The organism is Mesorhizobium sp. WSM4906, from assembly GCF_029674625.1.
Classification (GTDB): domain Bacteria; phylum Pseudomonadota; class Alphaproteobacteria; order Rhizobiales; family Rhizobiaceae; genus Mesorhizobium.
On record NZ_CP121355.1, the window covers coordinates 1,019,721 to 1,044,334 of the forward strand.

The following is a 24,614-nucleotide window of genomic DNA, read 5'->3' on the forward strand; positions in this document are numbered from 1 at the left end:
GCGTGGCTGGAGCGGTTCACCGTTTTCCGGAAACGGTAACCCGCTCTATCTCTTTGTTTTCACGCAATTCCGGACGGAAAACCGTTTCCACTTTTCCTGGAATTGCTCTAGCGTGCCGCGCACGAAAGGGGCAGCGCATGAGGTTTGACCGCGCGGTTCGGGTGTCGCTCGTTATTCCGGTGCTTTTAGCGGTCGCTGCCTGCGTGCCGCAGGACGGCGCGCCGAACGCGGCGAACACGGTATCGCCGGCAGTCTCGCCTGGTCCAACGCAGCAACCCGCCGCGCCAGCCGCAGGAACTGCTGCAACGCCCAAGACACCCACGACCAAGATCATCACCGACTTGACCGCGCCGCGATCCGGCGTCGGAACGGCCACCTACAAATGCGGCAATGGCGGCATGATCACCATCCAGAATCTCGGCACGTCGCTGCGTGTGGTTGGGGCGGATGGCGGGACCGAGGAGTTCGCGGCGTCGCCCGCCAACCAGAGCAGCCGCTACCAAGCGGCGACGCATGACGCGATCGTGATCGACGGACGCGAAGCGCTGGTGATGAAGAAGGGGTCGACGCCGCAGACCTGCGCAAGATAACCTCAGCCTATCGCACTGCAGCGACGTTGCGCCGGCTTCGCGCCGCCCGCTAATCGATTGAAGCGAAATTTCCCCTTTTTGTCAGACTAAATGACGTTTCCAAAACGATTTTCCGGCTTTGACGCGGTGCAAAAAGCGCATTAGAAACCGCCTATCCGAAGCCATATATGGAGACGGCAAATGCCGCACCTGTCGCAGCTCCGGAACGCCGAACTGGGGGAGCCATGAGCAAATCACCAGCCACCCGCGCAATTGCCAGACATGAGCGGCCGCTTTCGCCGCATCTGACGATCTACCGGCCGCCGATCACGATGACGATGTCGATCATCCATCGCATCACCGGCGGCGCGCTCTATTTCGGCACGCTTCTGGTGGCGGCATGGCTGATCGCTGCGGCAAGCTCGCAGGCCGCGTTCGACTGGGTCGACTGGGCTTTCGGCTCCTGGCTCGGCCGGCTGGTCCTGTTCGGCTACACCTGGGCGCTCATGCACCACATGCTGGGAGGAGTGCGCCATCTCGTCTGGGACACGGGGGTGGGCCTCGAAAAAGGCACCGCCTCGAAGATCGCCTGGGCGACGCTCGCCGGCTCGATCGTGCTCACGCTCTTGATCTGGATCGCCGGCTACATGGCGCGGGGAGCTTTCTGATGAGCGCGAAGAACACCGACATGCGCACGCCGCTGGCCAAGGTCCGCGGCCTGGGCTCGGCCCGCGAGGGCACGCAGCATTTCTGGCGGCAGCGGCTGACGGCGATCGCCAACATCCCGCTCATCCTGTTCTTCGTCGGCTTCCTGATAGCGGTCAACGGCCACGGCTATGCCGACGTGCGGGCTTCGCTCGCCAATCCCTTCGTGGCGCTGGTGCTGGCGCTGGTGCTCATTTCCGGGCTCTACCACATGCGGCTCGGCATGCAGGTGATCATCGAGGACTATGTGCATGGCGAGGGCATGAGGCTGGCGCTGATCGCGCTCAACACATTCTTCACAGTGGCTGTCGGCGTCGCCTCGCTCTTCGCCCTGCTCAAACTGGCATTCGGAGGCTGAAGTCTTGGCCAAGGACGCATCGACCGCCAAAGCGGCTTCCGCCTATACCTTTATCGATCACAAATTCGATGTGGTGATCGTCGGCGCCGGCGGCGCCGGCCTGCGCGCCACGCTCGGCATGGCCGAGCAGGGACTGCGCACCGCCTGCATCACCAAGGTGTTCCCGACGCGCTCGCATACCGTCGCGGCCCAGGGCGGCATCGCCGCCTCGCTCGCCAATATGGGGCCGGACAATTGGCAGTGGCATCTCTTCGACACCGTCAAGGGATCGGACTGGCTGGGCGACATCGACGCGCAGGAATACATGGTGCGCGAGGCGCCTGCGGCGGTCTACGAGCTGGAGCATTACGGCGTGCCGTTCTCGCGCACGGAAGAGGGCAAGATCTACCAGCGGCCGTTCGGCGGCATGATGATGAATTTCGGCGAAGGTCCGCCGGTGCAACGCACCTGCGCGGCCGCCGACCGTACCGGCCATGCCATGCTGCACACGCTCTATGGCCAGTCGCTGAAGAACAACGCGCAGTTCTTCATCGAGTATTTCGCGCTCGACCTGATCATGGAGCCTGACGGCACCTGCACCGGCGTCGTTGCCTGGAACCTCGACGACGGCACCATCCATCGCTTCTCGGCCAAGATGGTGGTGCTGGCGACCGGCGGCTATGGGCGCGCCTATTTCTCGGCCACCTCGGCGCATACCTGCACCGGCGACGGCGGCGGCATGGCCGCACGTGCCGGGCTTGCGCTGCAGGACATGGAGTTCGTGCAGTTCCACCCGACCGGCATCTATGGCGCCGGCTGCCTGATCACCGAAGGCGCGCGCGGCGAGGGCGGCTATCTCGTCAATTCCGAAGGCGAGCGCTTCATGGAGCGCTATGCGCCGTCGGCCAAGGATCTTGCCTCGCGCGACGTGGTCTCGCGCTGCATGACGCTGGAGATCCGCGAAGGCCGCGGCGTCGGGCCGAAGAAGGACCACATCTTCCTGCATCTCGACCATCTCGACCCGGCCGTCCTGCACGAAAGGCTTCCGGGCATTTCGGAATCGGCAAAAATCTTCGCCGGCGTCGACCTGACCAAGGAGCCGATCCCGGTGCTGCCGACGGTGCACTACAATATGGGCGGCGTGCCGACCAACTACTGGGGCGAAGTGCTCAATCCGACGGCAAGGAGCCCGGATCGCGTATCGCCCGGGCTGATGGCGGTGGGCGAGGCCGCCTGCGCTTCGGTGCACGGCGCCAACCGGCTGGGCTCGAACTCGCTGATCGATCTGGTCGTTTTCGGCCGCGCCGCGGCGATCAGGGCCGGCGAGGTGATCGACCGCAATTCGCCGATCCCTTCGCCCAACGCGGCTTCGGTCGAGAAGATCATGGATCGCTTCGACCGGCTGCGCCATGCTAACGGCTCGACGCCGACGGCCGTACTGCGAGAAAAGATGCAGAAGGCGATGCAGGAGGACGCGGCGGTGTTCCGCACCCAGGAATCGCTCGACAATGGCTGCAAGCGCGTTTCCGCGATCTGGGGCGAGCTCAAGGATCTCAAGGTGTTCGACCGCTCGTTGATCTGGAACTCCGATCTCGTCGAGACGCTGGAGCTGGAGAATTTGATGGCGAACGCCATCACCACGGTCCACGGCGCCGCGGCGCGCAAGGAGAGCCGGGGCGCGCACGCGCGGGAAGATTTCGCCGGCCGCGACGACGCCAACTGGCGCAAGCATACGCTGGCCCGCGTCAGCGAGGATGGCAAGGTGACGCTCACCTACCGGCCGGTGCATACCGACACGCTGCTGCCGGAAAAAGACGGCGGCATCAGCCCGGCCAAGATCGCGCCGAAGGCCAGGGTGTACTGACCATGGCGTCGGCGGCGGCAGGATATTCCGGCACGCCCCTTCCGGCCAAGCTCGGCCTGAAGGACGGCATGATCGCCGCCTTCATCGCCCTGCCGCCGGAGCTCGACGAGCTTGCCAGGGCCATGGCCTTCGCCAAGGTCGATCGATTGCCCGAATGGGCGGCAATCTCCGGCACCGGGAAATACGATGCCGTGCACGCCTTCACTCGCCAGCGCGCCGAGATCGAGGATCGTCTTGGCGATATCGAGACCGCGATCAAGCGCGACGGCATGGTCTGGGTCTCCTGGCCAAAGAAGGCATCGAAAGTGGCGACGGACGTCACCGAAGACGTCGTCCGCGCCGAGGCGCTAAAGCGCGACCTCGTCGACGTCAAGGTCGCCGCTGTGAACGAAATCTGGTCCGGGCTGAAGCTCGTCATCCGAAAGGACCGCAGGTAATGGTCGAACTTACGCTTCCGAAGAACTCGCAGATCAAGCAGGGCAAGACCTGGCCGAAGCCGGAGGGCGCGACGAACCTGCGCGAATACCGGATCTACCGCTGGTCGCCGGACGACGGCGAGAACCCGCGCATGGACACCTATTTCGTCGACATGGACGATTGCGGGCCGATGGTGCTCGACGCCCTGCTCTGGATCAAGAACAAGATCGACCCGACGCTGACGCTGCGCCGCTCCTGCCGCGAGGGAATTTGCGGTTCCTGCGCCATGAACATCGACGGTTCCAACACGCTGGCCTGCACCAAGGGCTGCGACGACATTTCAGGCGCGATCAAGGTCTATCCGCTGCCGCACATGCCGGTGGTCAAGGATCTGGTGCCCGACCTCACCAATTTCTACGCCCAGCATGCCTCGATCGAGCCGTGGCTGAAGACGGTCTCGCCCGAGCCGGCCAAGGAATGGCTGCAAAGCCATGAGGACCGCGAGAAGCTCGACGGGCTCTATGAATGCATCCTGTGCGCCTGCTGCTCGACCTCCTGCCCGAGCTACTGGTGGAACGGCGAGCGCTATCTCGGCCCGGCGACGCTGCTGCAGGCCTATCGCTGGCTGATCGATAGCCGCGACGAGGCGACCGGCGAACGGCTCGACAATCTCGAAGACCCGTTCCGGCTCTACCGCTGCCACACCATCATGAATTGCGCGCAGACCTGCCCGAAGGGACTCAATCCCGCGAAGGCGATCGCGGAGATCAAGAAGATGATGGTGGAGAGAAGGGTCTGAGGCCTGGCGGCTCAGCTTCGTAAGCAGCGATCCTTCGCGCCCCCCTCTGTCCTGCCGGACATCTCCCCCACAAGGGGGGAGATTGGCTGTTTCGCTGGCGGCGCTCGTCCTTCAACATTGGAGATTGGCGAAAGCCGACGTGACGTCCGATCTCCCCCCAAGTGGGGGAGATGTCCGGCAGGACAGAGGGGGGCGCTGTCCCGCCGACTTTTCGAAGGTTCTGCCTTGTAGCACTGCTTCGATGTCTGCCAAAATCGCCGTTCAGAGAACCGACAGAAATAGCCCAACCCAATGACCGATCTCCCCGTCCTCTCCCCCGCCGAAGCCCGCGTGCTCGGCTGCCTGATCGAGAAGAAGGAGCTGACGCCGGACGTCTATCCGCTGACGCTCAACGGCGCGCACGCCGCCGCCAACCAGAAGACGGCGCGCGAGCCGGTGATGGCGCTGGAGCTGACGGAGGTTCGGCGGGCGCTGAGCTCGCTCGAGCAGAAGGGCCTGGTGCGGCAGGCGTTTGCCTCGCGCGTCGAACGCTACGAGCACCTGATGGCGCAGCGCTTCTCGCTGACCACGCCGCAGATCGCGATCGTCGGCCTGCTGCTCCTGCGCGGCGCGCAGACCGCGCATGAGCTGCTCGCGCGCTCGGAACGCATGGCGCGCTTTGGGTCGATCGAGGAGCTTCGCGACAATCTCGACCTGATGATCGGCCGCCGGCCGCCGCTGGTGCAATTGCTCGAACGCGCCCCCGGACAGCGCGAGGAGCGTTATGTGCATCTGCTGAGCGGCCCGGTGGAAATGACGGCGGTCGCGGCACCGTGGCAGCCGCCGGCGACATCTTCGGATTCCGGACTTGAGGCCCGCGTTAAAGCACTGGAGGAAGAGGTTGCGGCGCTGCGGGCGAAGATCGAGGCGCTGGCTGGGCTATAGCGTTTCAGCACGGTCGGGATAATTGCCAAAGCCGGCGCTGCCCCTCATTGCCCTGCCGGGCATTTCTCCCCGTATAGTGACGGGGAGAAAGAGCTGGCCGCAACGCTGGCGCCATTTCTGCCACGCAGATGGTTGGCGAAACCGACGATGAGAGCGCCCCTCTCCCCGTCACTATACGGGGAGAGGATGCCGGCAGGCAGGTGAGGGGCGGCGCCGACGCCAGATCAGGATGCCAATCACCCAAGCTTCGCGTCGAGCGACACCTTGATCGCGCCGAGCGCCTTCGAGACCGGGCATTCGGCCTTGGCTTTCTCGGCCAGCTCCTTGAATTTCGCCGCATCGATGCCCGGCACCTTGCCGATGAGCGTGATGGCGCTGCCGGTGATGCCGGTGCCGGGCACCAGCGTCACGACCGCCTTGGCGTCGAGCTCGGCGGCCGGCGTGCCGTTCTCGGCCAGGAAATGCGAGAGCTGCATGGCGTAGCAGCCGGCATGGGCGGCGGCGATCAGCTCTTCCGGATTGGTGCCGGATTTGCCGCTCTCGTCCTCGAAGCGCGCCTTGAAGGAATAGGGCGTGCCCTTCAAGGTGCCGCTCTGCGTGTCCAGCGTGCCTTGGCCCTCTTTCAGATTGCCTTTCCAGACGGAGTTTGCGGTGCGGTCCATGAAGTCCTCCTGGCTTGTCGGGGTTCGCCGGCGGGGCGCCGGCGTTCTTCTGAACTATAGCGCGGGCGCGCGGGAAGACCATGGCGCGATGTTATCCGCCCAGGCGGCGCCTGCGAAAAAATTCCCGAAAAAAATGCGCGTGCAAAAATGTCGACTTCCAGAGGGCCTGACCGTCCTGCGGGCGGCCACGGAATTTGCGGCCGATGGAGGTTCAGGATGGACAATCTGTTTTTCGCACTTTGGAGGCGCCCCGGCCACAGGGCGCAGCAGCTGGAAGAGTTCTGGCTGGAACCGCCGCCACTCGGCGTCGGCCGGCTGGTGGCGGCGGTGGCCATCATCGACGTGGCGGCATGCCTGCTCGACCATGCGGCGGCCGTCAGAGGCAAGGCTGACAGCGTCGCTGTCGCCCCCTATGGTTCATCACAGGAAGGGAACTGACAATGAGATATGTCCTGCTGGTCTATGGCGAGGAGAAAGACCTTCTCGCGCTCACGCCAGAGAGATCGGCCAAGCTCGACGCCGACTCGCTCGCTTACGACAGATTGCTCGACCAACAGGGCAAGCTGATCATCGCGCAGGCGCTGCAGACGGTGAAGAAGTCGAAGTCGCTTAGGCGGCGCAAGGGCAAGCGGCTGGTCACCGACGGCCCGTTCGCCGAGACGAAAGAGCAGCTTCTCGGCTTCGTCATGGTGGAGGCTGCGGATCTCGACGAGGCGCTGGCGATCGCGGACGGCATTCCGCTGGCCGAGCTCGGCACCGTCGAGGTCAGGGCGATCTACGACATACCGGGGTCATGATGCCGTCGTATGGCGATCAGGCACATTAGGGGTTTCTTCATCGCCGCAATTGTCGCGTGTTGAAGCGATGCTGCACTTCTCCTATCGTTGCCGGGATTCGGGGGAATTCGGCATGCCTTTCTTGATCGCTGTCCTTGGCGTGCTGGGCGCCGCGGCCATCTGGTGGTACCGGATGAAAGCCATGAACGAGGCCGCGCGCGAGGTCGCCGATGTCGTCGGGCGCGTGCAAGGCAATATCCGCCGCAAGAAGCTGCGCAAGCAGGCAGCGCTCTCGCCGCTGACGGCGATCGACGAACCCGTGGTGGCGGCGGCGACGCTGATCACCGCGATCGTTTCGGAACATGGCCCGATCCTGCCGCGGCGCGAGGCCGTCATCCGCGAGGTGATCGCGCAGATTGCCGAAAGCCAGAAAAAGACCGACGAGGCCGTCGTCTACGCCAAATGGGCGGCGTCGCAGATCGACGACACGACGATCGTCATCGACAAGCTGGCGCCGTTCCTGCGCGAACGCCTCGACCCGCACGAGCGCGACGATCTGCTCAGGATGCTGAGCCGCGTCGCGCAGGGCGGCGAGCAACGGCTGCGGATCGCCGACCAGCGGATGGTGAGGCTGAGGCAGAAGCTGGGCTTCGAGGTGAACTAAAGCGCGTCGCGTTGAGATGGACTCAGGCGACGCGCTTTAAGTTCTTGTTTTGATGCATGTCGTTTTCCCAAAACCGCTACGCACTTTTGGGCGACATGCATTAAGCTGAAGCTGTGGCAGCCGGATCGCCTGCCTTCGTGATCAGCCGAAACGCCCCTCACGTCGTCATTCTATGGCGGAGCAAGGAGCGAAGCGACGCGGCGCAGACCATAGAATCCATTCCGTTACCTGTAAGCGTTGCGGCGGTGCAGAAATTTTGCTCCGCAGCACCCTACGATTGACGCTACGGAATGGATCCTCGGGTCTTCGCGTCCGCTTCGCTCCCGCTCCGCCCGTGGATGACGACGTCATGCAGGCCTCGGCCAATCGCCAAGCGCTAGATCGCCTCGCCCTTCAATAGCCGTGGCGTGTCGCCGGACAGGCCCGACGCCTGGCGGATGAAGAAATCCTTCAGTTTCGGCATGCGCTCGACAAGGCCGAGGCCGATATCGCGCACGGCGCGCAGCGGGCCGATGTCGTTCGAAAACAGCCGGTTCAGCACGTCGGTGGTGACGCCCATCTGCAGCGTGTCGAAGCGGCGCCACTGCTGGTAGCGCTCGAGCACGTCGAGCGCGCCGATGTCCTGGCCGAGCCGATCGGCCTCGACCACCACTTCGGCAAGCGCCGCCACATCCTTGAAGCCGAGATTGAGGCCTTGGCCGGCGATCGGGTGGATGCCGTGCGCGGCATCGCCGGCGAGCGCGATGCGCGGCGCCACGAAGGCGCGGGCAAGGGTCAGACCGAGCGGCCAGGCGCGCGGCTTGTCGGCGACACGGATCTCGCCGAGCTTCAAGCTGAAGCGCTGCTCCAGCTCGTGCTCGAAGACGAACTCGTCGCCATCGACGAGTTTTTGCGCGTCTTGCGAGCGCTCGACCCAGACGATCGAGGAGCGGTTGGTCCCGTCCTTGTCGGGTTTCAGCGGCAGCGTGGCGAAGGGCCCGGCCGGCAAGAAATGCTCCTCTGCGCGGCCGTTGTGCGGGCGCTCGTGGGCCACGGTGCAGACGATGCCGGACTGGCCGTATTCCCATTTCACGGTCTTGATGCCGGCCATGTCGCGCAGCTTCGAATTGACGCCGTCGGCGGCGATCAGCAGTCGGGCCTTGAGCGCGGCACCGTCCGCCAGATGAACGGTGATACCGGCGCCGTTCGTGTCGAAGGCGCTGACAGCCATGCCTTCGATGATGTCGATGCCGAGCTTTGCGGCGCGGCGGCGCAGCGCCCCGTTCAGCTCCCGGTTGGCGACCATATGGGCGAAGGGCTCGCCGGGAGCCACCTCACCGTCAAAAGTGAGGAACACCGGGCGCACCGGATCGGCGGTGTGCGAGTCGGTGATGACCATCTCGGTGATCGCCTGCGCCTCCGGCGCGATCTCGTCCCAGACGCCGAGCTGCTCCAGCATGCGGCAGGCCGCGGCGGCGATCGCCGAGGCACGGCCGTCCTTGTGCCAGACGCCGGCGGGCGCGGCATCGACGATGGCGACGCCGAGGCTGGGGCGTGCCTGCTTCAGCGAGACGGCGGCGGCAAGGCCGACATAGCCGGCGCCCGCCACCAGCACATCCACGGAGGCTTTGTCTGGCCCATTCACCCTGCGGTCGACCATCGCACTTTCCTTTCGCGGCTTCCGGACGCGGCGGCGGCCGTTGCAGCTTGACTGCCCGCCCGTCCTGTCCGAAACCCGCCATGACACATCTTCGAGGGACGTGGAACATGACGGCGGCCATGGACGAGCTTCTCGACATTCTCGACCTCGAGCAGCTCGAACACAATCTGTATCGTGGTCGCAGCCCTAAGCTCGACTGGCAGCGGGTTTTTGGCGGCCAGACCATCGCCCAGGCGCTGGTCGCGGCCCAGCGCACCGTCGAGCCCGAGCGCCATGTTCACTCGCTGCACGGCTATTTCATGCGGCCCGGCGACACCAAGGTGCCGATCGTCTACGAGGTCGACCGCATCCGCGACGGCGGTTCCTTCACCACGCGCCGGGTGGTGGCGATCCAGCACGGGCAGGCGATCTTCTCGCTGGAAGCCTCGTTCCAGCAGGACGAGGTGGGGCTGGAGCATCAGCTGCCGATGCCGCGCGACGTGCCGGCGCCCGACACGCTGCTTTCGCAGCGCGAGCTGCTCGGCAAGTTCGGCGAGGCGGTGCCGGAAGGCATCCGGCGCTACTGGGAGCGCGACCGGCCGATCGAAATGAAGCCGGTGATGCTCAAGCACTATACCAGCCGCGAGAAGCTGGAGCCGGAGCAGAACATCTGGATCCGCACCACCGGTCCGGTGCCGGAAGACCGCGCGACCCAGGCGGCCGTGCTCGCCTACCTCTCCGACATGACGCTGCTCGACACCTCGACCTTCGCGCATGGCCGCGCCATTTTCGACCGCGACATCCAGGCGGCCAGTCTCGACCACGCGATGTGGTTCCATCGCAGCCATTCGCTGGACGACTGGATCCTCTACACACAGGACAGTCCCTCCACGCAAGGCTCGCGGGGCTTCACCCGCGGGTCGCTGTTCGCGCGCGACGGAACCTTGATCGCCTCGGTTGCCCAGGAAGGCCTGATCCGGCTGCGGCGCTGAGCAGGCCAGCTCTTTTCCAGCGTGGGCGCCTTCGTCGCGCAAAAGAAATCGGCCCCGACCCGATTTTGCGCGGAATTTCTTGCGTCAACCCACTGCCGCTGCCCACAGTTGCGCCACAAGCCTGCGAAATAGGCATTTTTGAAAAATTGCCTATTTTTTAAGCAGGCACCCAACCGCCGCTTTGGGCAGACACGGGTTCCAGCAGCGTCGCTCCCTTTGTTTACAATAGGTTAACGCCCTGCCTCGGCAATTGGCACGAAGCTTGAATCCTGTCGGGCACTCTCCGGCTCCCACGGGATCGGCGAAGTCGTGCAATCGCGGGGGACCGCAACAGCAAAGGGTGAAACCTTATGAAAATCGTGATGGCAATCATCAAGCCGTTCAAGCTCGACGAGGTGCGCGAAGCGCTCACCGCCGTCGGCATCCAGGGCCTGACCGTCACCGAAGTCAAAGGCTACGGGCGTCAGAAGGGACATACGGAAATCTATCGCGGCGCGGAATACGCGGTCAGCTTCCTGCCCAAGATCAAGATCGAAGTCGCAGTCGGCGCCGACATGGTCGACAAGGCCGTCGAAGCCATCACCGCGGCCGCCAAGACCGGCCAGATCGGCGACGGCAAGATCTTCGTCTTCGGCATCGACCAGGCGGTGCGCATCCGCACCGGCGAAACAGACACCGACGCGCTCTAAGCGGCGACCAGCCATTCCAACGGAGAGTTCTATGAATATACCTTCTACCTTGAAGACGACGGGACGCGCGGCCGCTTCGCTCGCTCTCGTAGCGCTGAGCACCGCCGCCGCCTTCGCGCAGGAGGCCGCTCCAGCGGCAGCGCCGGCCGCACCCGCCGCGCCGACCCCGGTGCTTGATACCGGCAACACCGCCTGGATGCTGACCTCGACGGCGCTGGTGCTGATGATGACCATTCCCGGCCTGGCGCTGTTCTACGGCGGCATGGTGCGCAAGAAGAACGTGCTCGCCACCATCATGCAGAGCTTCGCCATCACCTGCCTGGTGACAGTGCTGTGGTTCATGTTCGGCTATTCGCTCGCCTTCTCCGACGGCGGCGGCACGAACGCCTACATCGGCGGCTTCTCGAAATTCTTCCACCACGGCATCACCACCGCGACGCTGTGGCTGCCGGGCGTGGCGAACATCCCTGAACTCGTCTTCTCGATGTTCCAGCTGACCTTCGCCATCATCACGCCGGCGCTGATCGCCGGCGCCTTCGCCGAGCGCATGAAGTTCTCGGCGCTGCTGATCTTCATGGGCCTGTGGCTGGTCTTCGTCTATGCGCCGATCGCACACTGGGTGTGGGGCGGCGGCTTCCTCGGCTCGGCCGGCGTTCTCGACTTCGCCGGCGGCACGGTCGTCCACATCAACGCCGGTGTCGCGGGCCTGGTCTGCGCGCTCGTCCTCGGCAAGCGCGAGGGCTACGGCACCACCAACATGGCGCCGCATAACCTCGTCTATTCGGTGATCGGCGCCTCGCTGCTGTGGGTCGGCTGGTTCGGCTTCAACGCGGGTTCCGAGCTCGCCGCCGACGGCCTCGCGGGTGCGGCGATGATGAACACGCAGGTCGCCACCGCCGCCGCGGCGCTGGCCTGGATGTTCGCCGAATGGATCATCGCCAAGAAGCCCTCGGTGCTCGGCATCATCTCGGGCGCCGTTGCCGGCCTGGTCGCGGTGACGCCGGCTTCCGGCTTCGTCAACCCGACCGGCGCCTTCATCGTCGGCATCGTCGCCGGCGTCGTCTGCTACATCTCGGCCGTCAAGGTGAAGCACATGTTCGGCTATGACGACTCGCTCGACGCCTTCGGCGTGCACGGCGTCGGCGGCGTCATCGGTGCGCTGCTCACCGGCGCGCTCGCCGATCCGGAGATCAACGCGCTCGGCAAGGGCGCGTCGGTCGGCACGCAGATCTACGGCATCGTCTTCACCATCCTGTGGACGGCGATCGCCACCTTCGTGATCCTCTTCATCGTCAAGGCGCTGGTCGGCCTGCGCCCGAGCGCTCAGGAAGAGGTCGAAGGCCTCGACGTCACCCAGCACGGCGAGGTGGTGCCGTAAGGCCGGCTCAGCCTATCTCCTTGTCGGCGCAATTCCGGACTTTTCCCGGAATTGCCCCAGGGGCCGGCGGATCCTCCTCCCGCCGGCCCCGGATTACCCAAAGCCGCTAAGCGGTTTGCGTGGATTTTACTCCCAAGATCCCGTCGTGACGCTCTCGAAAGGGGCTCACGCCTTGAGGCCCGGAACGACCTTCCGGGCCTCTTTTTTGTCGGCGGATGAGCACGCGGCGTTTCGATCACATTCACTTGATCGCGCACGCGTGAAACACCGGTCTTTCCGGTTCCGTACTGGGACTGCGACCGCCTCGTGGCGTTCGCCAAATAACAGGGAAGGAACCAACCGATGAACTTCAAGAATATCTTCCTGGGAGCAATGGCTCTGTCGATGGTCAGCGGCGTTGCACTCGCCGGTGCTCTCGACGAGCCTGACAATATGGCTCCGTTCTTCACCGATTCCAGCATGAAGACCATGAAGTCCGAGGCCGATTTCAAGGCGGCCTGGGCCTCGACGGCGAAGGACAAGCAGGACGCGATGATGAAGGAGTGCCAGGATGCGGCGATGAGCAAGCCTCATGCCGAATTCTGCGCCAGCCTGATGATGTACGCCGGTCACAAGTGATCGCAGAAGGTCGGGCCCCGAACGGGCCTGATCGTTTTGTCTTTTGAAAAGAAGGATGGCGGGCGCGACGGCCCGCCATTTCCTCTCCGAGGTGCATCTCGGTGAAAGGCCATGGTTAATGCGGCCTTAACCTTCCCACAGATAGTCTGGCAGCCGAATCTGCCGGGGTGCGCCGTGCGCCCGGGCCAGGCAACGACTTACGGGGAAGAGCATGCGTTCAGGCGCTTCAGCACCGCTCGCGCTGACCGATACCGGGCACGGCATCCACGCATTCGCGAGGCGGCAGGTCGGGCGGCTGGTCGGCGCCGGCCTGTTCGTGTTCACCGCCTTCGGCGTCGCCAGCCTCGCCACCTGGAACGTCGCCGATCCGAGCTTCTCGCACGCCACCAACAATATCGTCACCAACGCCATGGGCTATACAGGCGCGGTTTTCTCCGACCTCGCCATGCAGTTCTTCGGCCTTGCCGCCGTCGCCGGCTTGGTGCCGACGGTGATCTGGGGTTTCCTGCTCTTCTCCGCGCGCGGCGTCGACAGCTTGGCGAAGCGCGAACTGGCCTGGTTCGGCTTCGCGCTGCTTGCGGCCGCGATCGCCGGCTGCGTCACGCCGCCCAACACCTGGCCGCTGCCGACCGGCCTCGGCGGCGTATTCGGCGACATGGTGCTGAAGATCCCTGGCATAGCCGTCGGCGGCTATCCGAAGGGTCTTTTCGCCAGCATCATCGCAGTTGTGCTTGCCGCGCCGGCCTTGTGGCTGTTTGCCTATGGCTCGGCGCTGATTGCGCGCAAGAACGGCTTTGCCGTCATGGAGCGTGCCGCCGAGCCTGACCCGCGCGAGCAGGACGAGCTGCTGTTCGACGAAGATGAGGACGAAGGCGACGAAGGCATTCTGGCGCTCGGCGCCGTCACCCATTGGTGGTTGTCGTTCCGCGCCTTCCTGCATCGTCGCGCCGCGCGCCGCAGGCAGGAGCGCGACGAGTTCGAGCCTCCGATGGAGCCGCGGGCGAGCGCCTGGCGGCGCGCCGCCGAACGGGTCGAATCGGCCGAGTTCGCCGAGTCCAGGATGAGCCCCGGCGGCCGCGCCCGCGTCGAGCCGGAATTTTTCGCCGCCATGGTCAACGACCGCAGCGCCTCGGTCGATCCGGTCGACGACGATGACTTCGCAGACGAAGAGGACGAAGACATCGATTTCGACGACGAGCAGCCTGTGCCGCGCCGCGCCAATGTGCGCAACTTCCGCTCCGACGCGGCGACCCGAGTCGAGGCCCCGGGACCTCGCCCGGCCCCGGGATCGCGCGCCCAGCGCGAGGCGCAGACCTCGCTGATCGGCTCGGACAAATTCGAGATGCCGTCGCTGCATTTCCTGTCCGAGCCGAAGAACGTCGCGCGTGACCCGAGCCTGTCGAAAGACGCGCTGGAACAGAACGCGCGGCTTCTGGAAGGCGTGCTCGAGGACTTCGGCGTCAAGGGCGAGATCATCCATGTCCGCCCGGGTCCGGTCGTAACGCTCTATGAGCTCGAGCCCGCGCCCGGCATCAAGTCCTCGCGCGTCATCGGCCTCTCCGACGACATCGCCCGTTCGATGAGCGCGATCGCCTGCCGCGTCGCCGTCGTGCCCGGCCGCAACGCCATCGGCATCGAATTGCCGAACGCCAAGCGCGAGACGGTGTATCTGCGGGAAATCATGGCGAGCCGCGACTTCGAGACGACCAAGGCGAAGCTGGCGCTGGCGCTCGGCAAGACCATCAACGGCGAGGCGGTCATCGTCGACATCGCCAAGATGCCGCACGTGCTGGTCGCCGGCACCACCGGCTCGGGCAAGTCGGTCGCCATCAACACCATGATCCTGTCGCTGCTCTACCGGCTGACGCCGCAGGAATGCCGGCTGATCATGATCGACCCGAAGATGCTCGAACTCTCGGTCTATGACGGCATCCCGCATCTTTTGACGCCGGTCGTCACCGATCCGAAGAAGGCGGTGGTGGCGCTGAAATGGACCGTGCGCGAAATGGAAGACCGCTACCGCAAGATGTCCAAGGTCGGCGTGCGCAACATCGACGGCTTCAACGCACGCGTCAGCCAAGCCGAGAAGAAGGGCGAAAAAATCTCGCGCACCGTGCAGACCGGCTTCGACCGCCAGACCGGCGAGGCGATCTACGAGACCGAGGATCTCGATCTCGAGCCGATGCCCTACATCGTGGTCATCATCGACGAGATGGCCGACCTGATGATGGTGGCCGGCAAGGACATCGAAGGGGCGGTGCAGCGCCTGGCGCAGATGGCGCGCGCCGCCGGCATCCATGTCATCATGGCGACGCAGCGCCCGTCGGTCGACGTCATCACCGGCACGATCAAAGCCAATTTCCCGACCCGCATTTCCTTCCAGGTGACGTCGAAGATCGACAGCCGCACGATCCTTGGCGAGCAGGGCGCCGAGCAGCTGCTCGGCATGGGCGACATGCTCTACATGGCCGGCGGCGGCCGGATCCAGCGCGTCCACGGCCCCTTCGTGTCGGACGACGAGGTCGAGAGGATCGTCGGCCATCTCAAGCTGCAAGGCGTGCCGGAATATCTCGACGCCATCACCGAGGACGATGACGAAGACGACGAGGACGGCTCCTCGAGCAGGGGCGGTTCCGGCGGCGGTGGCGGCGGCAATTTCGAGGATTCCGACGATCCCTACGACCAGGCGGTGGCCGTGGTGCTGCGCGACGGCAAGGCCTCGACCAGCTATATCCAGCGCCGGCTCGGCATCGGCTACAACCGCGCCGCCTCGATCATCGAGAAGATGGAGAAGGAAGGCATCGTCGGCCCGGCCAACCATGCCGGCAAACGCGAAATCCTGGTGCCGACGGAAGACGACAAATTCTAGCCGGCGGTGTCCGCCGGCGCCGGCCGGCTTTGAACCTTCCGGCGCGGTCATGCAACCAAGCGCCGTGCGATCCGCCAAACTTAGGCCCAACTGGGGGTCCAGATACAGCCACGACACGAATCACAGGAAGCGACCGGCATGAAGACCCAGACAGATTTCGCCCCGACCCGCCGGCAGGTGCTCGGCCTTGGCCTGGTGCTCGCGGGCGCGGCAGCCATCAACGTCGTGCCGGGCTTCCAGCTTCTGGCCCGGGCGCAAGCCGCGATTCCACCGGCGGCGCAAAAGATCGCCGACCATTTCTCCTCGGTCAAATCGATGAGCGGCGAATTCGTGCAGTTCGGGCCGAAGGGCGAACAGACCGGCGGCAAGTTCTTCCTCGAACGCCCGGGCAAGATCCGCTTCAACTATGACGGATCGTCAAATTTCCGGGTGATCTCGGACGGCAAGTCGGTGGTGATCCTCAACAAGAAGCTGAACACTTCCGACCTCTATCCGCTGTCGAAGACGCCGCTGAAGCTTCTCCTCGACGACCGGATCGATCTCTCCGGCGGGCGCGTGAAGGCGGTCAAGGAAGAGGACGACCTCACCACCATCCAGCTCTCGGACAAGTCGGTGTTCGGCAATGCCCGGATCACCATGATGTTCGATCCGAAGAGCTACGAGCTGCGCCAGTGGACGATCACCGACGCGCAGGGCAAGGACACGACGGTGATGATCTTCAACGTCAAGGAAGGTGTCTCCATTCCGCCCGACACTTTCGATATCGACTACACGGCGAACAGAGAGCTGAATACGAAGACGCGGTAGATCCAGCTGTTGCGAAGGTTTCCCGGCGTCGGCGCTGCCCCTCATCCGCCTGCCGGCACCTTCTCCCCGTAACGACGGGGAGAAGGGACAAGCTCAAGCGCTGGCGTCCCCCTCTCCCCGTTCTTCACGGGGAGAGGGTAAGGGTGAGGGGCAGCGCCGACGCCGACGATCGTCGCCCGACTTGTGTTTGCGGCGCGCGGCTGGCAGTAGTTCGGCGATCTTTGCCGGACCTGCCTGAATGCCCTTCACCATCGCCACCTGGAACATCAATTCGGTTCGCCTGCGCATGCCGATCGTCGAGCGGCTGCTCGCGGAGCACGCGCCGGACGTGCTCTGCCTGCAGGAAACCAAGGTTCCGGACGAGCTCTTTCCCGAAAAGGCCTTCCGCAAGGCGGGCTACGAGCACATCCTCTTCCATGGCCAGAAGGGCTATCACGGCGTGGCGACCGTGGCGCGCCAGCCGATCGAGCTGGTCGAGAAGCGCCGCTTCTGCGAGATCGACGACAGCCGGCACCTTTCGGTCAAAGTGCAGGCCGGCGGCAGGTCGATCCTGCTGCATAATTTCTACGTTCCGGCCGGCGGCGACGAGCCCGATCCGGAGATCAACCGGAAATTCCGCCACAAGCTCGATTTTATCTATGAGATGAACGGCGTGCCGGCGAGCCAGGATGAGGCGTCCGCCTCGATCCTGGTCGGCGATCTCAACATCGCGCCGCAGGAGCATGACGTCTGGTCGCACAAGCAATTGCTCAACGTCGTCAGCCACACGCCGGTCGAGACGGAAAGCTTCGAGGCGATGCGGCAAGCCGGCGGCTGGGTCGACCTGATGCGGCTCGACGTGCCCGCCGAACGGAAGCTCTATACTTGGTGGAGCTATCGCGCGAAGGATTGGGAGGCTTCGGACCGCGGCCGCCGGCTCGACCATGTCTGGTCGTCGGCCAATCTGGTGCCGAGCTTCAAAGGCTACGAGATCCTGAAGGCGGCGCGCGGCTGGGAGAAGCCGTCCGACCATGTGCCGGTGATTGCGCGGTTCGATCTGGAGTAGGGTTCGACGATGGCGGTTAACGCGCGCAAATCTTGCGTTCGTCCTAGGGCGGAGCGTCGCGAAGCGGCGCGCAGACCCTAGGATCCATGCCGTTACCTGTGCCAAAGGATGCAACGACGCAGAACTGAGGAGAAAGCCCGGGGGCGGGTCGGTTGGGTCAGAACCCTCATTTCTGCAACGCGGCGAAGCGTCGACGTCACGGCATGGATTCTAGGGTCTGCGCGCGTCGCTTCGCTCCTTGCTCCGCCCTAGAATGACGACGCTCATCGAGCCGCCCCTTGTGCCTCACCCCATGAACCGCGGCGCGAGCTCCTCGATGCGGGCGATCATCTGCTGGAATTCTTCCAGGATGCGGTCGTGCAACTGCGCCGCCAGCTCGGGATATTCCTCGAGGATGCGGCGGAACATCTTGCGGCTCAAGCGGATCACTTCCGAATCGACGGCGGCGGAGGCGCTGGTCAGCCGGTTGGTGTCGGCGATCAGCGCCAGTTCGCTCAGCATGGCGCCAGGGCCTGCCGTGCCGATCGGGATGCGCTCGCCGCCTTGTTCACGATAGAGCACGATGCGCCCGCTGACCACGACATATGCCGAGTCAGCCACGTCATCTTCGCGGTAGAGCTTATGGTCGGCCTGCAGGAAGGTGTTCTCCGCGCCGAAGGCGAGCAGGCGCAACTGTTCCTGCGTAAAGCCCTGAAAGAGCTTCACGGCGGACAGGATGCGGATGTCGTCATCCAGCGCCATCCTAGCTGTGTCCCCGAGCGGTCAGTCCAGTCCCTCCTTTGGAGCCGCGTCCTCCCGGACGCACAAGCGAATGCTCCAACCTTCCAATCGCGCATCGTGCGATGCGTCCAGCGAGCCGATCCATCACCCTCCAGCACCAGGATCGTACCCGAAGCAGTCCCGCCCGACCGCTCTCTTTCTAGATCATGAAATGTTTAAGGAACCAGCTTGTAGCCGCCGCTTTCTGTCACAAGAATTTCGGCATTGGAAGGATCGCGCTCAATCTTCTGGCGTAGCCGGTAGACATGGGTCTCCAGCGTGTGCGTGGTGACGCCGGAATTGTAGCCCCACACCTCTTCCAGGAGCACGTCGCGTGTCACCACTTTCTGGTCGGCCCGGTAGAGATATTTGATGATCGAGGCCTCCTTTTCGGTCAGCCGCACCTTGGCGCCGCGCGGATCGATCAGAAGCTTCTGGCTGGGCTTGAACGTGTAGGGACCGACCGAGAAGGTGGCGTCCTCGCTCTGCTCGTGCTGGCGCAATTGCGCACGAATGCGCGCCAGGAGCACGGCGAAGCGGAAGGGCTTGGTCACATAGTCGTTGGCGCCGGCCTCGAGGCCCAGGATCGTGTCGGAATCGGTATCGTGGCCGGTCAGCATGATGATCGGCGCCTTGTAGCCGCCCTTGCGCAGGATCTTCACCGCCTCGCGGCCGTCCATGTCGGGCAGGCCGACATCCATGATGAGCAGATCGACGAGACCGCCGCGCGCCGCGGCGACGCCTTTCGCGGCGGTGGATTCCTGCTGGACGTCGAATTCTTCGTAAAGCGCCAGTTGCTCGACGAGCGTGGCTCGCAGGTCGTCGTCGTCGTCAACGATCAGAATGGTGCGTGATGTCATGGATCAATCCGTTGTTTTAAAAAGAATATTCAGTTGACCTCCCCCCATTTATGCGGAAGCTCACCGGCGCAACAGCCGATCACAGTGATTTGTTCCGTGAGACAATCATACAAGAAAAAACGCGCGCGCAATGAGGCGGGTGCATTTTTGCCGAAAGGCCTGCGTGTCGTGGTTGTGCGGGCAAGACCCGGCAACCGGGCACAGGGGTTCCTGCAAGCCGGTAAAACCGTGTTCCCCTGCGCGCTGGGACGCGGCGGCATCTCCGCCAACAAACGTGAGGGCGACGGCGCGACGCCTCTGGCCGCGATGCGGATATTGTCGGGGTATTTTCGCAACGACCAGTTTGCCGGCGGGCGCAGGACGAGGCTGGCAATGGCGCCGATCGGCCCGGATCTCGGCTGGTGCGAAGTGCCGGACGACCGCAACTACAATCGGCCGGTGAAGATCCCCTATGGCGCGAGCCATGAGCGGATGCGGCGCGCCGACAATCTCTACGACGTGTGCCTGGTGCTCGACTGGAACATCGCGCCGCGCCGGCGCGGGCGCGGCAGCGCGATCTTCTTCCACCTCGCCCGCCCAGGCTTCACGCCGACACAAGGCTGCGTGGCGGTGACCGTGCGCACCATGGCGAGGCTCTTGCCACTGCTGTCGGATAGGACGGTGGTGAAGGTGGTGAGGTAGGGGAGTAGGGGAGTAGGGGAGAATATCTACTGCCTACTGCCTACTGCCTATTGCCCAATCCCTACCATTTCGGTTTCTGCCACCCGGCGTCGAGCAGCCCGATCCGGCCAAGCTCCCGGTCCATCGCCTTCGCGATGTCGCGGCGCTTGGCGCCGATGTCGCGCAGCTGGCTGTCGGAGAGGTCTTCGACGGACTCATGCGGAATCCGGGCGGCGATCCGCGCCTGACGCAGCCAGTCGATCGCGGTGCGCAGCCAAAGCGTGATGCCGGAGCGGGATTTCGGGGCGGCGTGGGGCTTCAGGGCGATCTCGGTCATGGCTCTATCCGTGTTCTCCGGACATCAAATCCGGTTTGATGTTGTTTCGATGAGGCCATCTTGCCGGATTGAAAAATAAACGGGAAACGAGTAGTTCTTGTCTGATCATCAAGTTTTATTTGGAGATCGGATGGCCCGCCTGCTGCCCGGAACGCGCGCGTTGAGGACGTTCGAGGCGGCGGCCAGGCATCTCAATTTCACCCGCGCCGCGGACGAGCTCGGCCTGACGCCGGCGGCGGTCAGCCATCAGATCAAGGAAATCGAGGATCAGCTCGACCTGGTGCTGTTCACGCGCACCAGCCGCACCATCCGGCTCACCGAAGCGGGCAACGTTCTGTTCGAAGCCTCGGTCGATGCGCTCGACCTGCTTGGCCGCGCCGTCAGCCGCGCGCGCAAGATGAACAGAGGCACGGCCTTGCTGAAAGTGACGATCGACGCGCAGTTCGCGACGAAGTGGCTGATGCGGCGCGTGGACGGCTTCCGCCGGCAGAAGCCGGGCATAGAGTTGCGCTTCGATATCACCTATGAGGTCAGGGACTTCGAACGGGACGATGTCGATATCGGCATCCGTTTCGGCGCCGGCAAATATCCGGGGCTCTGCGCCCACCGGCTGTTCGAAAACATCATCATCCCGGTCTGCAGCCCGGCGCTGCTTGCCTCGGGCCCGCCGCTGAAGGAGCCGCGCGACCTCTTCCACCACACGCTGGCTCACATCGAATGGTCGCGACAGGGCGTGACATGGCCGAACTGGAGGATGTGGATGCAGGCGGCCGGCGTCGACGATTTCGACGACAGCCGCACGCTCGTCTTCGGCTCGGCGACCGATGCCACGCAAGCAGCGCTCGACGGCCATGCCGTGGCGCTGGCCGACTTCGCCATGGTGGCCAACGACCTTTCGCAAGGGCGGTTGATCAGGCCCTTCGAGCTTGGCATCAAAGTCGCGCCGGAATTCGCCTATTTCGTCGTCTATCCGGAAGCCACGAAGGATGACGCGCGCATCGTCGCTTTCCGCGATTGGCTCCTCGAGGAGGTCGCGAAAGACGCAGACGCTGGTTAGTTTGGCACGCTTTCTGGGAATTAGCCTGCTGATGCAGCCGGCGCGCCGAACCAGCCGATGATCGCACCCATGATGAGCAGCACGCCCAGCCAGTGGCCGGCGTCGATCAGGGTGAGGTCCCAGCCGAAGCCTTCATAGCGGTGGTTGACCGAAAGCGTGGTGGCGACGAAGCCCAGCCAGAGCACGAAACCGAACAGCAATCCTGCGACCGGGCTCGGCTCGCCGCCGGTTATCGCGCCGACCACCAATGTCAGGATCAGGGCCATCACCAGCTCGGCGATGAAGCTGACGACGAACGGGACGGGCGAGCGCTTCATCGTCGCCGGGTCGAGTTTCGCCGCTTTCAGCCACGGCTTGCTCAAGCCCATGTACCAGACGGCGCCGAAGAGCCACGCCATGACCGCGGCGACGATCACCGCGACCCAGTTCACGACCGAAAAATCCATGAAATCCCTCCCCAAATGCATGCCGCCCAGGCGCAGAGCGATCCCGGGACAACGGCATGCCTTTCGCCGGGCGATGGAATCCCTGTTCGCCGGCCGCGTCAAGCCGGAGCCGCGGTAGCCCACCGCCAGACAGTGGTGCGCTTCACCTCCGCATCCTCCAGCACACGCGTCACCGGCACTTGGTAGACGGCGAGCGATTGCAGCCCCTTCTTCGGCAGATAGGCGCGGCCGGGATCGCCGACGAGGATGTCGGCGCCGCGCGCCGTGAGCGCCGTGAACCACGGCGTCAGCCTGTCCGCCAACGGCTTGTCGTAGAAGACGTCGCCGGCGAGCACGACATCCCAGCCGTCATCCGTTCCGATGCAGTCCGCATCGAGGAATTCGGCCTTCACGCCATTGGCCTCCAGGTTGAGCGTGATCACCGCCTCGCAAAACGGGTCGATATCGGCGGCAATCACTTGGCTCGCGCCGGCCTTCAGGGCAGCGATGGCGACCATGCCGGAGCCGGAAGCGAAATCGAGCACGCTTTTTCCCCGCACCGTCGCGGGATGGTCGAGCACATAGCGGGCAAGGCCCTGGCCGCCGGCCCAGGCGAAGGCCCAGAAGGGCGGCGGCAGACCGATCTCGGCCAGCTCCTCCTCGGTGCGCAGCCACAGGTCGTGCGCTTCATCGGCCAGATGCAGCAGCACTTCCGGCACATGCGGCGGCGCCATCAGCGCCGTATTGTCGAGGATGAATGTCTTGGCGCTTTTCGGCGTGAGCCTGGTCACGGCGCCGGGTTGAGATCGGCCATGCGGCAGACCTCTTTCCACTCTGCCGGCGTCACCGGCTGCACGGAAAGCCGGCCAAGCCGAACCAATGCCATCTCGGCCAGCTTCGGATTGGCCTTGACCTGTTCCAGCGTCACCGGCTTCGGCACGTCCTTCCAGGCGCGGATGTCGACGCATTCCCAGCGCGGGTCGTCGGTCGTGGTGTCGGGATGGGCGAGCGCGCAGACCTCGGCGATGCCGACGATGTCGAGGCCTTCGTTGGAATGATAGAAGAAGCCGAGATCGCCGATCCGCATGGCCTTCATGTTGTTGCGGGCGGCGTAGTTGCGCACGCCGTCCCACTGCGTGCCGGCCTTGCCTTTGGCCTTCAGCGCCTCGAAGGAAAAGACCGAGGGTTCGGATTTGAACAGCCAGTAGTTCATCTCAGTTGTCCCATTGCCATTGTCGGTGAGCCATTATCCAGCGCTGGCGCTGCCCCTCACCCTACCCTCTCCCCGTAAGGACGGGGAGAGGGGTCGCCAGCGTTGGAGCTTCTATCTTCTCCCCGTTCTTACGGGGAGAAGATGCCGGTCCACCCTGCGCAGCTGCTGCGGAGGACGGGCAGGCGGATCAGGGGCAGCGCAAACGAACCTCATTCGGTCGCGGGCTTCTGGAAGACCCAGTTCCATGCACGGATCTCGACGTTTTCGAACAGGCCTGCCTTGGCATAGGGATCGGCGGCAGCCAGGGCTTGCGCGCCGGCCATGTCAGGCGCTTCGATCATCACCAGGCTGCCTTCGGGCTTGCCGTCGGCGTCGAGGAAGGGGCCGGCAAAGGCAAGTTTGCCTTCGCCGATCAGGCCTTCGAGGAACGCCGCATGCGCCGGCCGCGTGTCGGCGCGCAGCTGCAGGCTGCCGGGCTTATCCTTGCAAATCAACGCAAACAGCATCTCTTCAAGCTCCGATGTTCAGATGTCGGTTTCGGTTTTGAGCGGCCGCGTCATCAGCGCCGTCACGGCCTGGCCGATGGTCACCTTGCCGTCGAGGATGGCGGCGACGGCGGAGATGATCGGCGCATCGATGCCGCGCTCGGCGGCGATGCGGGCGGCGATGCCCGCCGTCGGCACGCCTTCGGCGAGCGGCAGGCCGGCAAGCGGCTTGCCCTGGCCGAGCGCCAGGCCGTAGGCGAAATTGCGCGATTGCGCCGAGGAACAGGTGAGCAGCAGGTCGCCGAGGCCGGAAAGCCCCATCAATGTCTCCGGCTTGGCGCCGAAAGCGGCGCCGATGCGGCGCAGCTCGACGAAGCCGCGCGTCACCATGGCCGCCTGGGCGCTGGCGCCGAGCCCGGCACCGGTAACGGCGCCGGCGGCGATAGCGAAAACGTTCTTCAGCGCGCCGCCGATCTCGACGCCGATCAGGTCCCCGCTGGAATAGCAGCGCAGGTTCTCGGCCGAGAAGCGGGCGGCAAGGTCGGCCGCCAGTTCTCCGTTGCGGGCTGCTACCACCACCGCCGTCGGCAGGCCGCGCGCGACGTCGGTGGCGAAGCTCGGACCGGAAAGCGCCGCGACCGGATTGTTCGGCAGGCTTTCCTCGACGATCGCCGACAGCAACGCGCCGGTGTCGCGCTCGATGCCCTTGGCGCAGAGGACCAGCGGCACGCCGGCCGGCACATGGCCGGCGGCGGTGGCCAGCACCGCGCGCAGCGACTGCGCAGGCGTCACCGCCAGCACGCAGTCGGCGCCGCTGAGCGCGGCGCCGATGTCGCTCGTGGCGACGATGCCGGGCTCGATCGCGATGCCGGGCAGGTAGCGCGGATTCTCGCCGTGGTCGATCGCGGCCACGGTCGCGTTGTCGCGCGCGTAAAGCCGCACGAAATGGCCGGCACGCAGCATCGCCAGCGCCAGCGCCGTGCCCCAGGCGCCGCCGCCCAGCACCGCGACGCGCCAACCGGTGGCAGGCGCCTTGCCGGTCGTGGCTTTCTTGGCCGTGTCTTTCTTCGTCATGCCTTTTTTGA

The 24,614-nt window shown here is 64.7% G+C and carries 29 protein-coding genes; 19 read left to right on the forward strand and 10 right to left on the reverse strand.

Going from position 1 to position 24,614, the window contains the following annotated elements; translation table 11 throughout:
- The first annotated feature begins 137 nt into the window (after positions 1-137).
- The 7 genes from QAZ22_RS04855 to QAZ22_RS04885 all read left to right on the forward strand — a co-directional run bounded on the left by QAZ22_RS04855 (position 138) and on the right by QAZ22_RS04885 (position 5,615).
- The gene (locus QAZ22_RS04855; RefSeq protein WP_278205856.1) at positions 138-590 is read left to right on the forward strand and encodes a hypothetical protein; all 453 of its coding nucleotides are present in this window, start codon (positions 138-140) and stop codon (positions 588-590) included.
- 224 nt (positions 591-814) lie between these two features.
- Positions 815-1,237: a succinate dehydrogenase, cytochrome b556 subunit gene (gene sdhC, locus QAZ22_RS04860; protein WP_278205857.1), complete on the forward strand. Its 423-nt coding sequence runs from the start codon at positions 815-817 to the stop codon at positions 1,235-1,237.
- Positions 1,237-1,632, forward strand: coding sequence for a succinate dehydrogenase, hydrophobic membrane anchor protein (sdhD, locus tag QAZ22_RS04865; RefSeq protein ID WP_278205858.1), 396 nt, complete (start codon positions 1,237-1,239; stop codon positions 1,630-1,632). The genes sdhC and sdhD overlap by 1 nt, the downstream gene beginning before the upstream one ends.
- Before the next feature lie 4 nt (positions 1,633-1,636).
- Entirely contained in the window at positions 1,637-3,475 is a 1,839-nt protein-coding gene (sdhA, locus tag QAZ22_RS04870) for a succinate dehydrogenase flavoprotein subunit (protein ID WP_278205860.1), read from the forward strand.
- Between the two features lie 2 nt (positions 3,476-3,477).
- Positions 3,478-3,912, forward strand: a complete 435-nt coding sequence (locus QAZ22_RS04875; protein WP_278205861.1) for a DUF3052 family protein — start codon at positions 3,478-3,480, stop codon at positions 3,910-3,912.
- Complete coding sequence (locus QAZ22_RS04880; protein ID WP_278076027.1) at positions 3,912-4,691, forward strand: succinate dehydrogenase iron-sulfur subunit; 780 nt, start codon at positions 3,912-3,914, stop codon at positions 4,689-4,691. The genes QAZ22_RS04875 and QAZ22_RS04880 overlap by 1 nt, the downstream gene beginning before the upstream one ends.
- Before the next feature lie 291 nt (positions 4,692-4,982).
- Complete coding sequence (locus QAZ22_RS04885; RefSeq protein WP_278205862.1) at positions 4,983-5,615, forward strand: DUF480 domain-containing protein; 633 nt, start codon at positions 4,983-4,985, stop codon at positions 5,613-5,615.
- 236 nt (positions 5,616-5,851) lie between these two features.
- On the opposite strand, the gene QAZ22_RS04890 is transcribed toward QAZ22_RS04885, so the two are convergent.
- A complete protein-coding gene (locus tag QAZ22_RS04890; RefSeq protein ID WP_278205863.1) occupies positions 5,852-6,277 on the reverse strand; it encodes an OsmC family protein in 426 nt (141 codons plus the stop codon).
- Between the two features lie 216 nt (positions 6,278-6,493).
- Here QAZ22_RS04890 and QAZ22_RS04895 point away from each other — a divergent pair, with 216 nt between their 5' ends.
- The 3 genes from QAZ22_RS04895 to QAZ22_RS04905 all read left to right on the forward strand — a co-directional run bounded on the left by QAZ22_RS04895 (position 6,494) and on the right by QAZ22_RS04905 (position 7,717).
- A complete protein-coding gene (locus tag QAZ22_RS04895; protein ID WP_278205864.1) occupies positions 6,494-6,715 on the forward strand; it encodes a hypothetical protein in 222 nt (73 codons plus the stop codon).
- Between the two features lie 2 nt (positions 6,716-6,717).
- Positions 6,718-7,074 (forward strand): YciI family protein, encoded by a 357-nt coding sequence (locus tag QAZ22_RS04900; protein WP_278205865.1) that lies wholly within the window; start codon positions 6,718-6,720, stop codon positions 7,072-7,074.
- A 112-nt stretch (positions 7,075-7,186) separates the two neighbouring features.
- Positions 7,187-7,717, forward strand: a complete 531-nt coding sequence (locus tag QAZ22_RS04905; protein WP_278205866.1) for a hypothetical protein — start codon at positions 7,187-7,189, stop codon at positions 7,715-7,717.
- A gap of 376 nt (positions 7,718-8,093) precedes the next feature.
- Here the strand turns inward: QAZ22_RS04905 and QAZ22_RS04910 are convergent, their stop codons facing one another.
- A complete protein-coding gene (locus tag QAZ22_RS04910) occupies positions 8,094-9,356 on the reverse strand; it encodes a ubiquinone biosynthesis hydroxylase (protein WP_278205867.1) in 1,263 nt (420 codons plus the stop codon).
- Between the two features lie 107 nt (positions 9,357-9,463).
- On the opposite strand from QAZ22_RS04910, the gene tesB reads away from it, so the two are divergent.
- The 7 genes from tesB (at position 9,464) to QAZ22_RS04945 (ending at position 17,733) form a co-directional block, all read left to right on the forward strand.
- Positions 9,464-10,327: an acyl-CoA thioesterase II gene (gene tesB, locus QAZ22_RS04915; RefSeq protein WP_278207789.1), complete on the forward strand. Its 864-nt coding sequence runs from the start codon at positions 9,464-9,466 to the stop codon at positions 10,325-10,327.
- Between the two features lie 350 nt (positions 10,328-10,677).
- On the forward strand, positions 10,678-11,016 hold the full coding sequence (locus QAZ22_RS04920; RefSeq protein ID WP_006327120.1) for a P-II family nitrogen regulator: 339 nt from the start codon (positions 10,678-10,680) through the stop codon (positions 11,014-11,016).
- Positions 11,017-11,047: 31 nt separating this feature from the next.
- The gene (locus tag QAZ22_RS04925) at positions 11,048-12,394 is read left to right on the forward strand and encodes an ammonium transporter (RefSeq protein ID WP_278205869.1); all 1,347 of its coding nucleotides are present in this window, start codon (positions 11,048-11,050) and stop codon (positions 12,392-12,394) included.
- A 342-nt stretch (positions 12,395-12,736) separates the two neighbouring features.
- Positions 12,737-13,012: a hypothetical protein gene (locus tag QAZ22_RS04930; RefSeq protein ID WP_278205870.1), complete on the forward strand. Its 276-nt coding sequence runs from the start codon at positions 12,737-12,739 to the stop codon at positions 13,010-13,012.
- A gap of 211 nt (positions 13,013-13,223) precedes the next feature.
- Positions 13,224-15,881: a DNA translocase FtsK gene (locus tag QAZ22_RS04935; protein WP_278205871.1), complete on the forward strand. Its 2,658-nt coding sequence runs from the start codon at positions 13,224-13,226 to the stop codon at positions 15,879-15,881.
- Positions 15,882-16,019: 138 nt separating this feature from the next.
- The gene (locus QAZ22_RS04940; RefSeq protein ID WP_278205872.1) at positions 16,020-16,688 is read left to right on the forward strand and encodes an outer membrane lipoprotein carrier protein LolA; all 669 of its coding nucleotides are present in this window, start codon (positions 16,020-16,022) and stop codon (positions 16,686-16,688) included.
- 238 nt (positions 16,689-16,926) lie between these two features.
- Positions 16,927-17,733 (forward strand): exodeoxyribonuclease III, encoded by an 807-nt coding sequence (locus QAZ22_RS04945; RefSeq protein ID WP_278205874.1) that lies wholly within the window; start codon positions 16,927-16,929, stop codon positions 17,731-17,733.
- Between the two features lie 285 nt (positions 17,734-18,018).
- Here QAZ22_RS04945 and QAZ22_RS04950 read toward each other — a convergent pair whose 3' ends face one another.
- Together QAZ22_RS04950 and QAZ22_RS04955 are read right to left on the reverse strand one after the other, a co-directional pair.
- Entirely contained in the window at positions 18,019-18,474 is a 456-nt protein-coding gene (locus tag QAZ22_RS04950; protein WP_278205875.1) for a Crp/Fnr family transcriptional regulator, read from the reverse strand.
- A 194-nt stretch (positions 18,475-18,668) separates the two neighbouring features.
- Complete coding sequence (locus tag QAZ22_RS04955; protein ID WP_040974579.1) at positions 18,669-19,352, reverse strand: response regulator transcription factor; 684 nt, start codon at positions 19,350-19,352, stop codon at positions 18,669-18,671.
- A 147-nt stretch (positions 19,353-19,499) separates the two neighbouring features.
- On the opposite strand from QAZ22_RS04955, the gene QAZ22_RS04960 reads away from it, so the two are divergent.
- On the forward strand, positions 19,500-20,033 hold the full coding sequence (locus QAZ22_RS04960) for a L,D-transpeptidase (RefSeq protein WP_278205877.1): 534 nt from the start codon (positions 19,500-19,502) through the stop codon (positions 20,031-20,033).
- Between the two features lie 61 nt (positions 20,034-20,094).
- Here QAZ22_RS04960 and QAZ22_RS04965 read toward each other — a convergent pair whose 3' ends face one another.
- Positions 20,095-20,349, reverse strand: coding sequence for a hypothetical protein (locus QAZ22_RS04965; protein WP_278205878.1), 255 nt, complete (start codon positions 20,347-20,349; stop codon positions 20,095-20,097).
- A gap of 130 nt (positions 20,350-20,479) precedes the next feature.
- On the opposite strand from QAZ22_RS04965, the gene gcvA reads away from it, so the two are divergent.
- On the forward strand, positions 20,480-21,406 hold the full coding sequence (gcvA, locus tag QAZ22_RS04970; protein WP_278205879.1) for a transcriptional regulator GcvA: 927 nt from the start codon (positions 20,480-20,482) through the stop codon (positions 21,404-21,406).
- Between the two features lie 20 nt (positions 21,407-21,426).
- Here the strand turns inward: gcvA and QAZ22_RS04975 are convergent, their stop codons facing one another.
- From QAZ22_RS04975 to QAZ22_RS04995, 5 genes are all read right to left on the reverse strand, one after another.
- Positions 21,427-21,852, reverse strand: coding sequence for a DUF1761 domain-containing protein (locus QAZ22_RS04975; protein ID WP_278205880.1), 426 nt, complete (start codon positions 21,850-21,852; stop codon positions 21,427-21,429).
- Positions 21,853-21,950: 98 nt separating this feature from the next.
- A complete protein-coding gene (locus tag QAZ22_RS04980; protein WP_278205881.1) occupies positions 21,951-22,622 on the reverse strand; it encodes a methyltransferase in 672 nt (223 codons plus the stop codon).
- A complete protein-coding gene (locus QAZ22_RS04985; RefSeq protein WP_278205882.1) occupies positions 22,619-23,044 on the reverse strand; it encodes an EVE domain-containing protein in 426 nt (141 codons plus the stop codon). The genes QAZ22_RS04980 and QAZ22_RS04985 overlap by 4 nt, the downstream gene beginning before the upstream one ends.
- Positions 23,045-23,253: 209 nt before the next feature.
- Positions 23,254-23,550 carry a YciI-like protein gene (locus tag QAZ22_RS04990; protein WP_278205884.1) on the reverse strand — a complete coding sequence of 99 codons (297 nt, stop codon included), beginning with the start codon at positions 23,548-23,550 and terminating at the stop codon, positions 23,254-23,256.
- Positions 23,551-23,568: 18 nt separating this feature from the next.
- Positions 23,569-24,603, reverse strand: a complete 1,035-nt coding sequence (locus QAZ22_RS04995; protein ID WP_278205885.1) for an NAD(P)H-dependent glycerol-3-phosphate dehydrogenase — start codon at positions 24,601-24,603, stop codon at positions 23,569-23,571.
- Positions 24,604-24,614: the final 11 nt, after the last annotated feature.

Bases quoted from the DNA above. Each gene is read 5' to 3' on its own strand.
- QAZ22_RS04855 (WP_278205856.1), top strand. From the start codon at position 138: ATGAGGTTTGACCGCGCGGTTCGGGTGTCGCTCGTTATTCCGGTGCTT.
- sdhC (WP_278205857.1), top strand. From the start codon at position 815: ATGAGCAAATCACCAGCCACCCGCGCAATTGCCAGACATGAGCGGCCG.
- sdhD (WP_278205858.1), top strand. From the start codon at position 1,237: ATGAGCGCGAAGAACACCGACATGCGCACGCCGCTGGCCAAGGTCCGC.
- QAZ22_RS04875 (WP_278205861.1), top strand. From the start codon at position 3,478: ATGGCGTCGGCGGCGGCAGGATATTCCGGCACGCCCCTTCCGGCCAAG.
- QAZ22_RS04880 (WP_278076027.1), top strand. From the start codon at position 3,912: ATGGTCGAACTTACGCTTCCGAAGAACTCGCAGATCAAGCAGGGCAAG.
- QAZ22_RS04885 (WP_278205862.1), top strand. From the start codon at position 4,983: ATGACCGATCTCCCCGTCCTCTCCCCCGCCGAAGCCCGCGTGCTCGGC.
- QAZ22_RS04890 (WP_278205863.1), bottom strand. From the start codon at position 6,277: ATGGACCGCACCGCAAACTCCGTCTGGAAAGGCAATCTGAAAGAGGGC.
- QAZ22_RS04895 (WP_278205864.1), top strand. From the start codon at position 6,494: ATGGACAATCTGTTTTTCGCACTTTGGAGGCGCCCCGGCCACAGGGCG.
- QAZ22_RS04900 (WP_278205865.1), top strand. From the start codon at position 6,718: ATGAGATATGTCCTGCTGGTCTATGGCGAGGAGAAAGACCTTCTCGCG.
- QAZ22_RS04905 (WP_278205866.1), top strand. From the start codon at position 7,187: ATGCCTTTCTTGATCGCTGTCCTTGGCGTGCTGGGCGCCGCGGCCATC.
- QAZ22_RS04910 (WP_278205867.1), bottom strand. From the start codon at position 9,356: ATGGTCGACCGCAGGGTGAATGGGCCAGACAAAGCCTCCGTGGATGTG.
- tesB (WP_278207789.1), top strand. From the start codon at position 9,464: ATGACGGCGGCCATGGACGAGCTTCTCGACATTCTCGACCTCGAGCAG.
- QAZ22_RS04920 (WP_006327120.1), top strand. From the start codon at position 10,678: ATGAAAATCGTGATGGCAATCATCAAGCCGTTCAAGCTCGACGAGGTG.
- QAZ22_RS04925 (WP_278205869.1), top strand. From the start codon at position 11,048: ATGAATATACCTTCTACCTTGAAGACGACGGGACGCGCGGCCGCTTCG.
- QAZ22_RS04930 (WP_278205870.1), top strand. From the start codon at position 12,737: ATGAACTTCAAGAATATCTTCCTGGGAGCAATGGCTCTGTCGATGGTC.
- QAZ22_RS04935 (WP_278205871.1), top strand. From the start codon at position 13,224: ATGCGTTCAGGCGCTTCAGCACCGCTCGCGCTGACCGATACCGGGCAC.
- QAZ22_RS04940 (WP_278205872.1), top strand. From the start codon at position 16,020: ATGAAGACCCAGACAGATTTCGCCCCGACCCGCCGGCAGGTGCTCGGC.
- QAZ22_RS04945 (WP_278205874.1), top strand. From the start codon at position 16,927: ATGCCCTTCACCATCGCCACCTGGAACATCAATTCGGTTCGCCTGCGC.
- QAZ22_RS04950 (WP_278205875.1), bottom strand. From the start codon at position 18,474: ATGGCGCTGGATGACGACATCCGCATCCTGTCCGCCGTGAAGCTCTTT.
- QAZ22_RS04955 (WP_040974579.1), bottom strand. From the start codon at position 19,352: ATGACATCACGCACCATTCTGATCGTTGACGACGACGACGACCTGCGA.
- QAZ22_RS04965 (WP_278205878.1), bottom strand. From the start codon at position 20,349: ATGACCGAGATCGCCCTGAAGCCCCACGCCGCCCCGAAATCCCGCTCC.
- gcvA (WP_278205879.1), top strand. From the start codon at position 20,480: ATGGCCCGCCTGCTGCCCGGAACGCGCGCGTTGAGGACGTTCGAGGCG.
- QAZ22_RS04975 (WP_278205880.1), bottom strand. From the start codon at position 21,852: ATGGATTTTTCGGTCGTGAACTGGGTCGCGGTGATCGTCGCCGCGGTC.
- QAZ22_RS04985 (WP_278205882.1), bottom strand. From the start codon at position 23,044: ATGAACTACTGGCTGTTCAAATCCGAACCCTCGGTCTTTTCCTTCGAG.
- QAZ22_RS04990 (WP_278205884.1), bottom strand. From the start codon at position 23,550: ATGCTGTTTGCGTTGATTTGCAAGGATAAGCCCGGCAGCCTGCAGCTG.
- QAZ22_RS04995 (WP_278205885.1), bottom strand. From the start codon at position 24,603: ATGACGAAGAAAGACACGGCCAAGAAAGCCACGACCGGCAAGGCGCCT.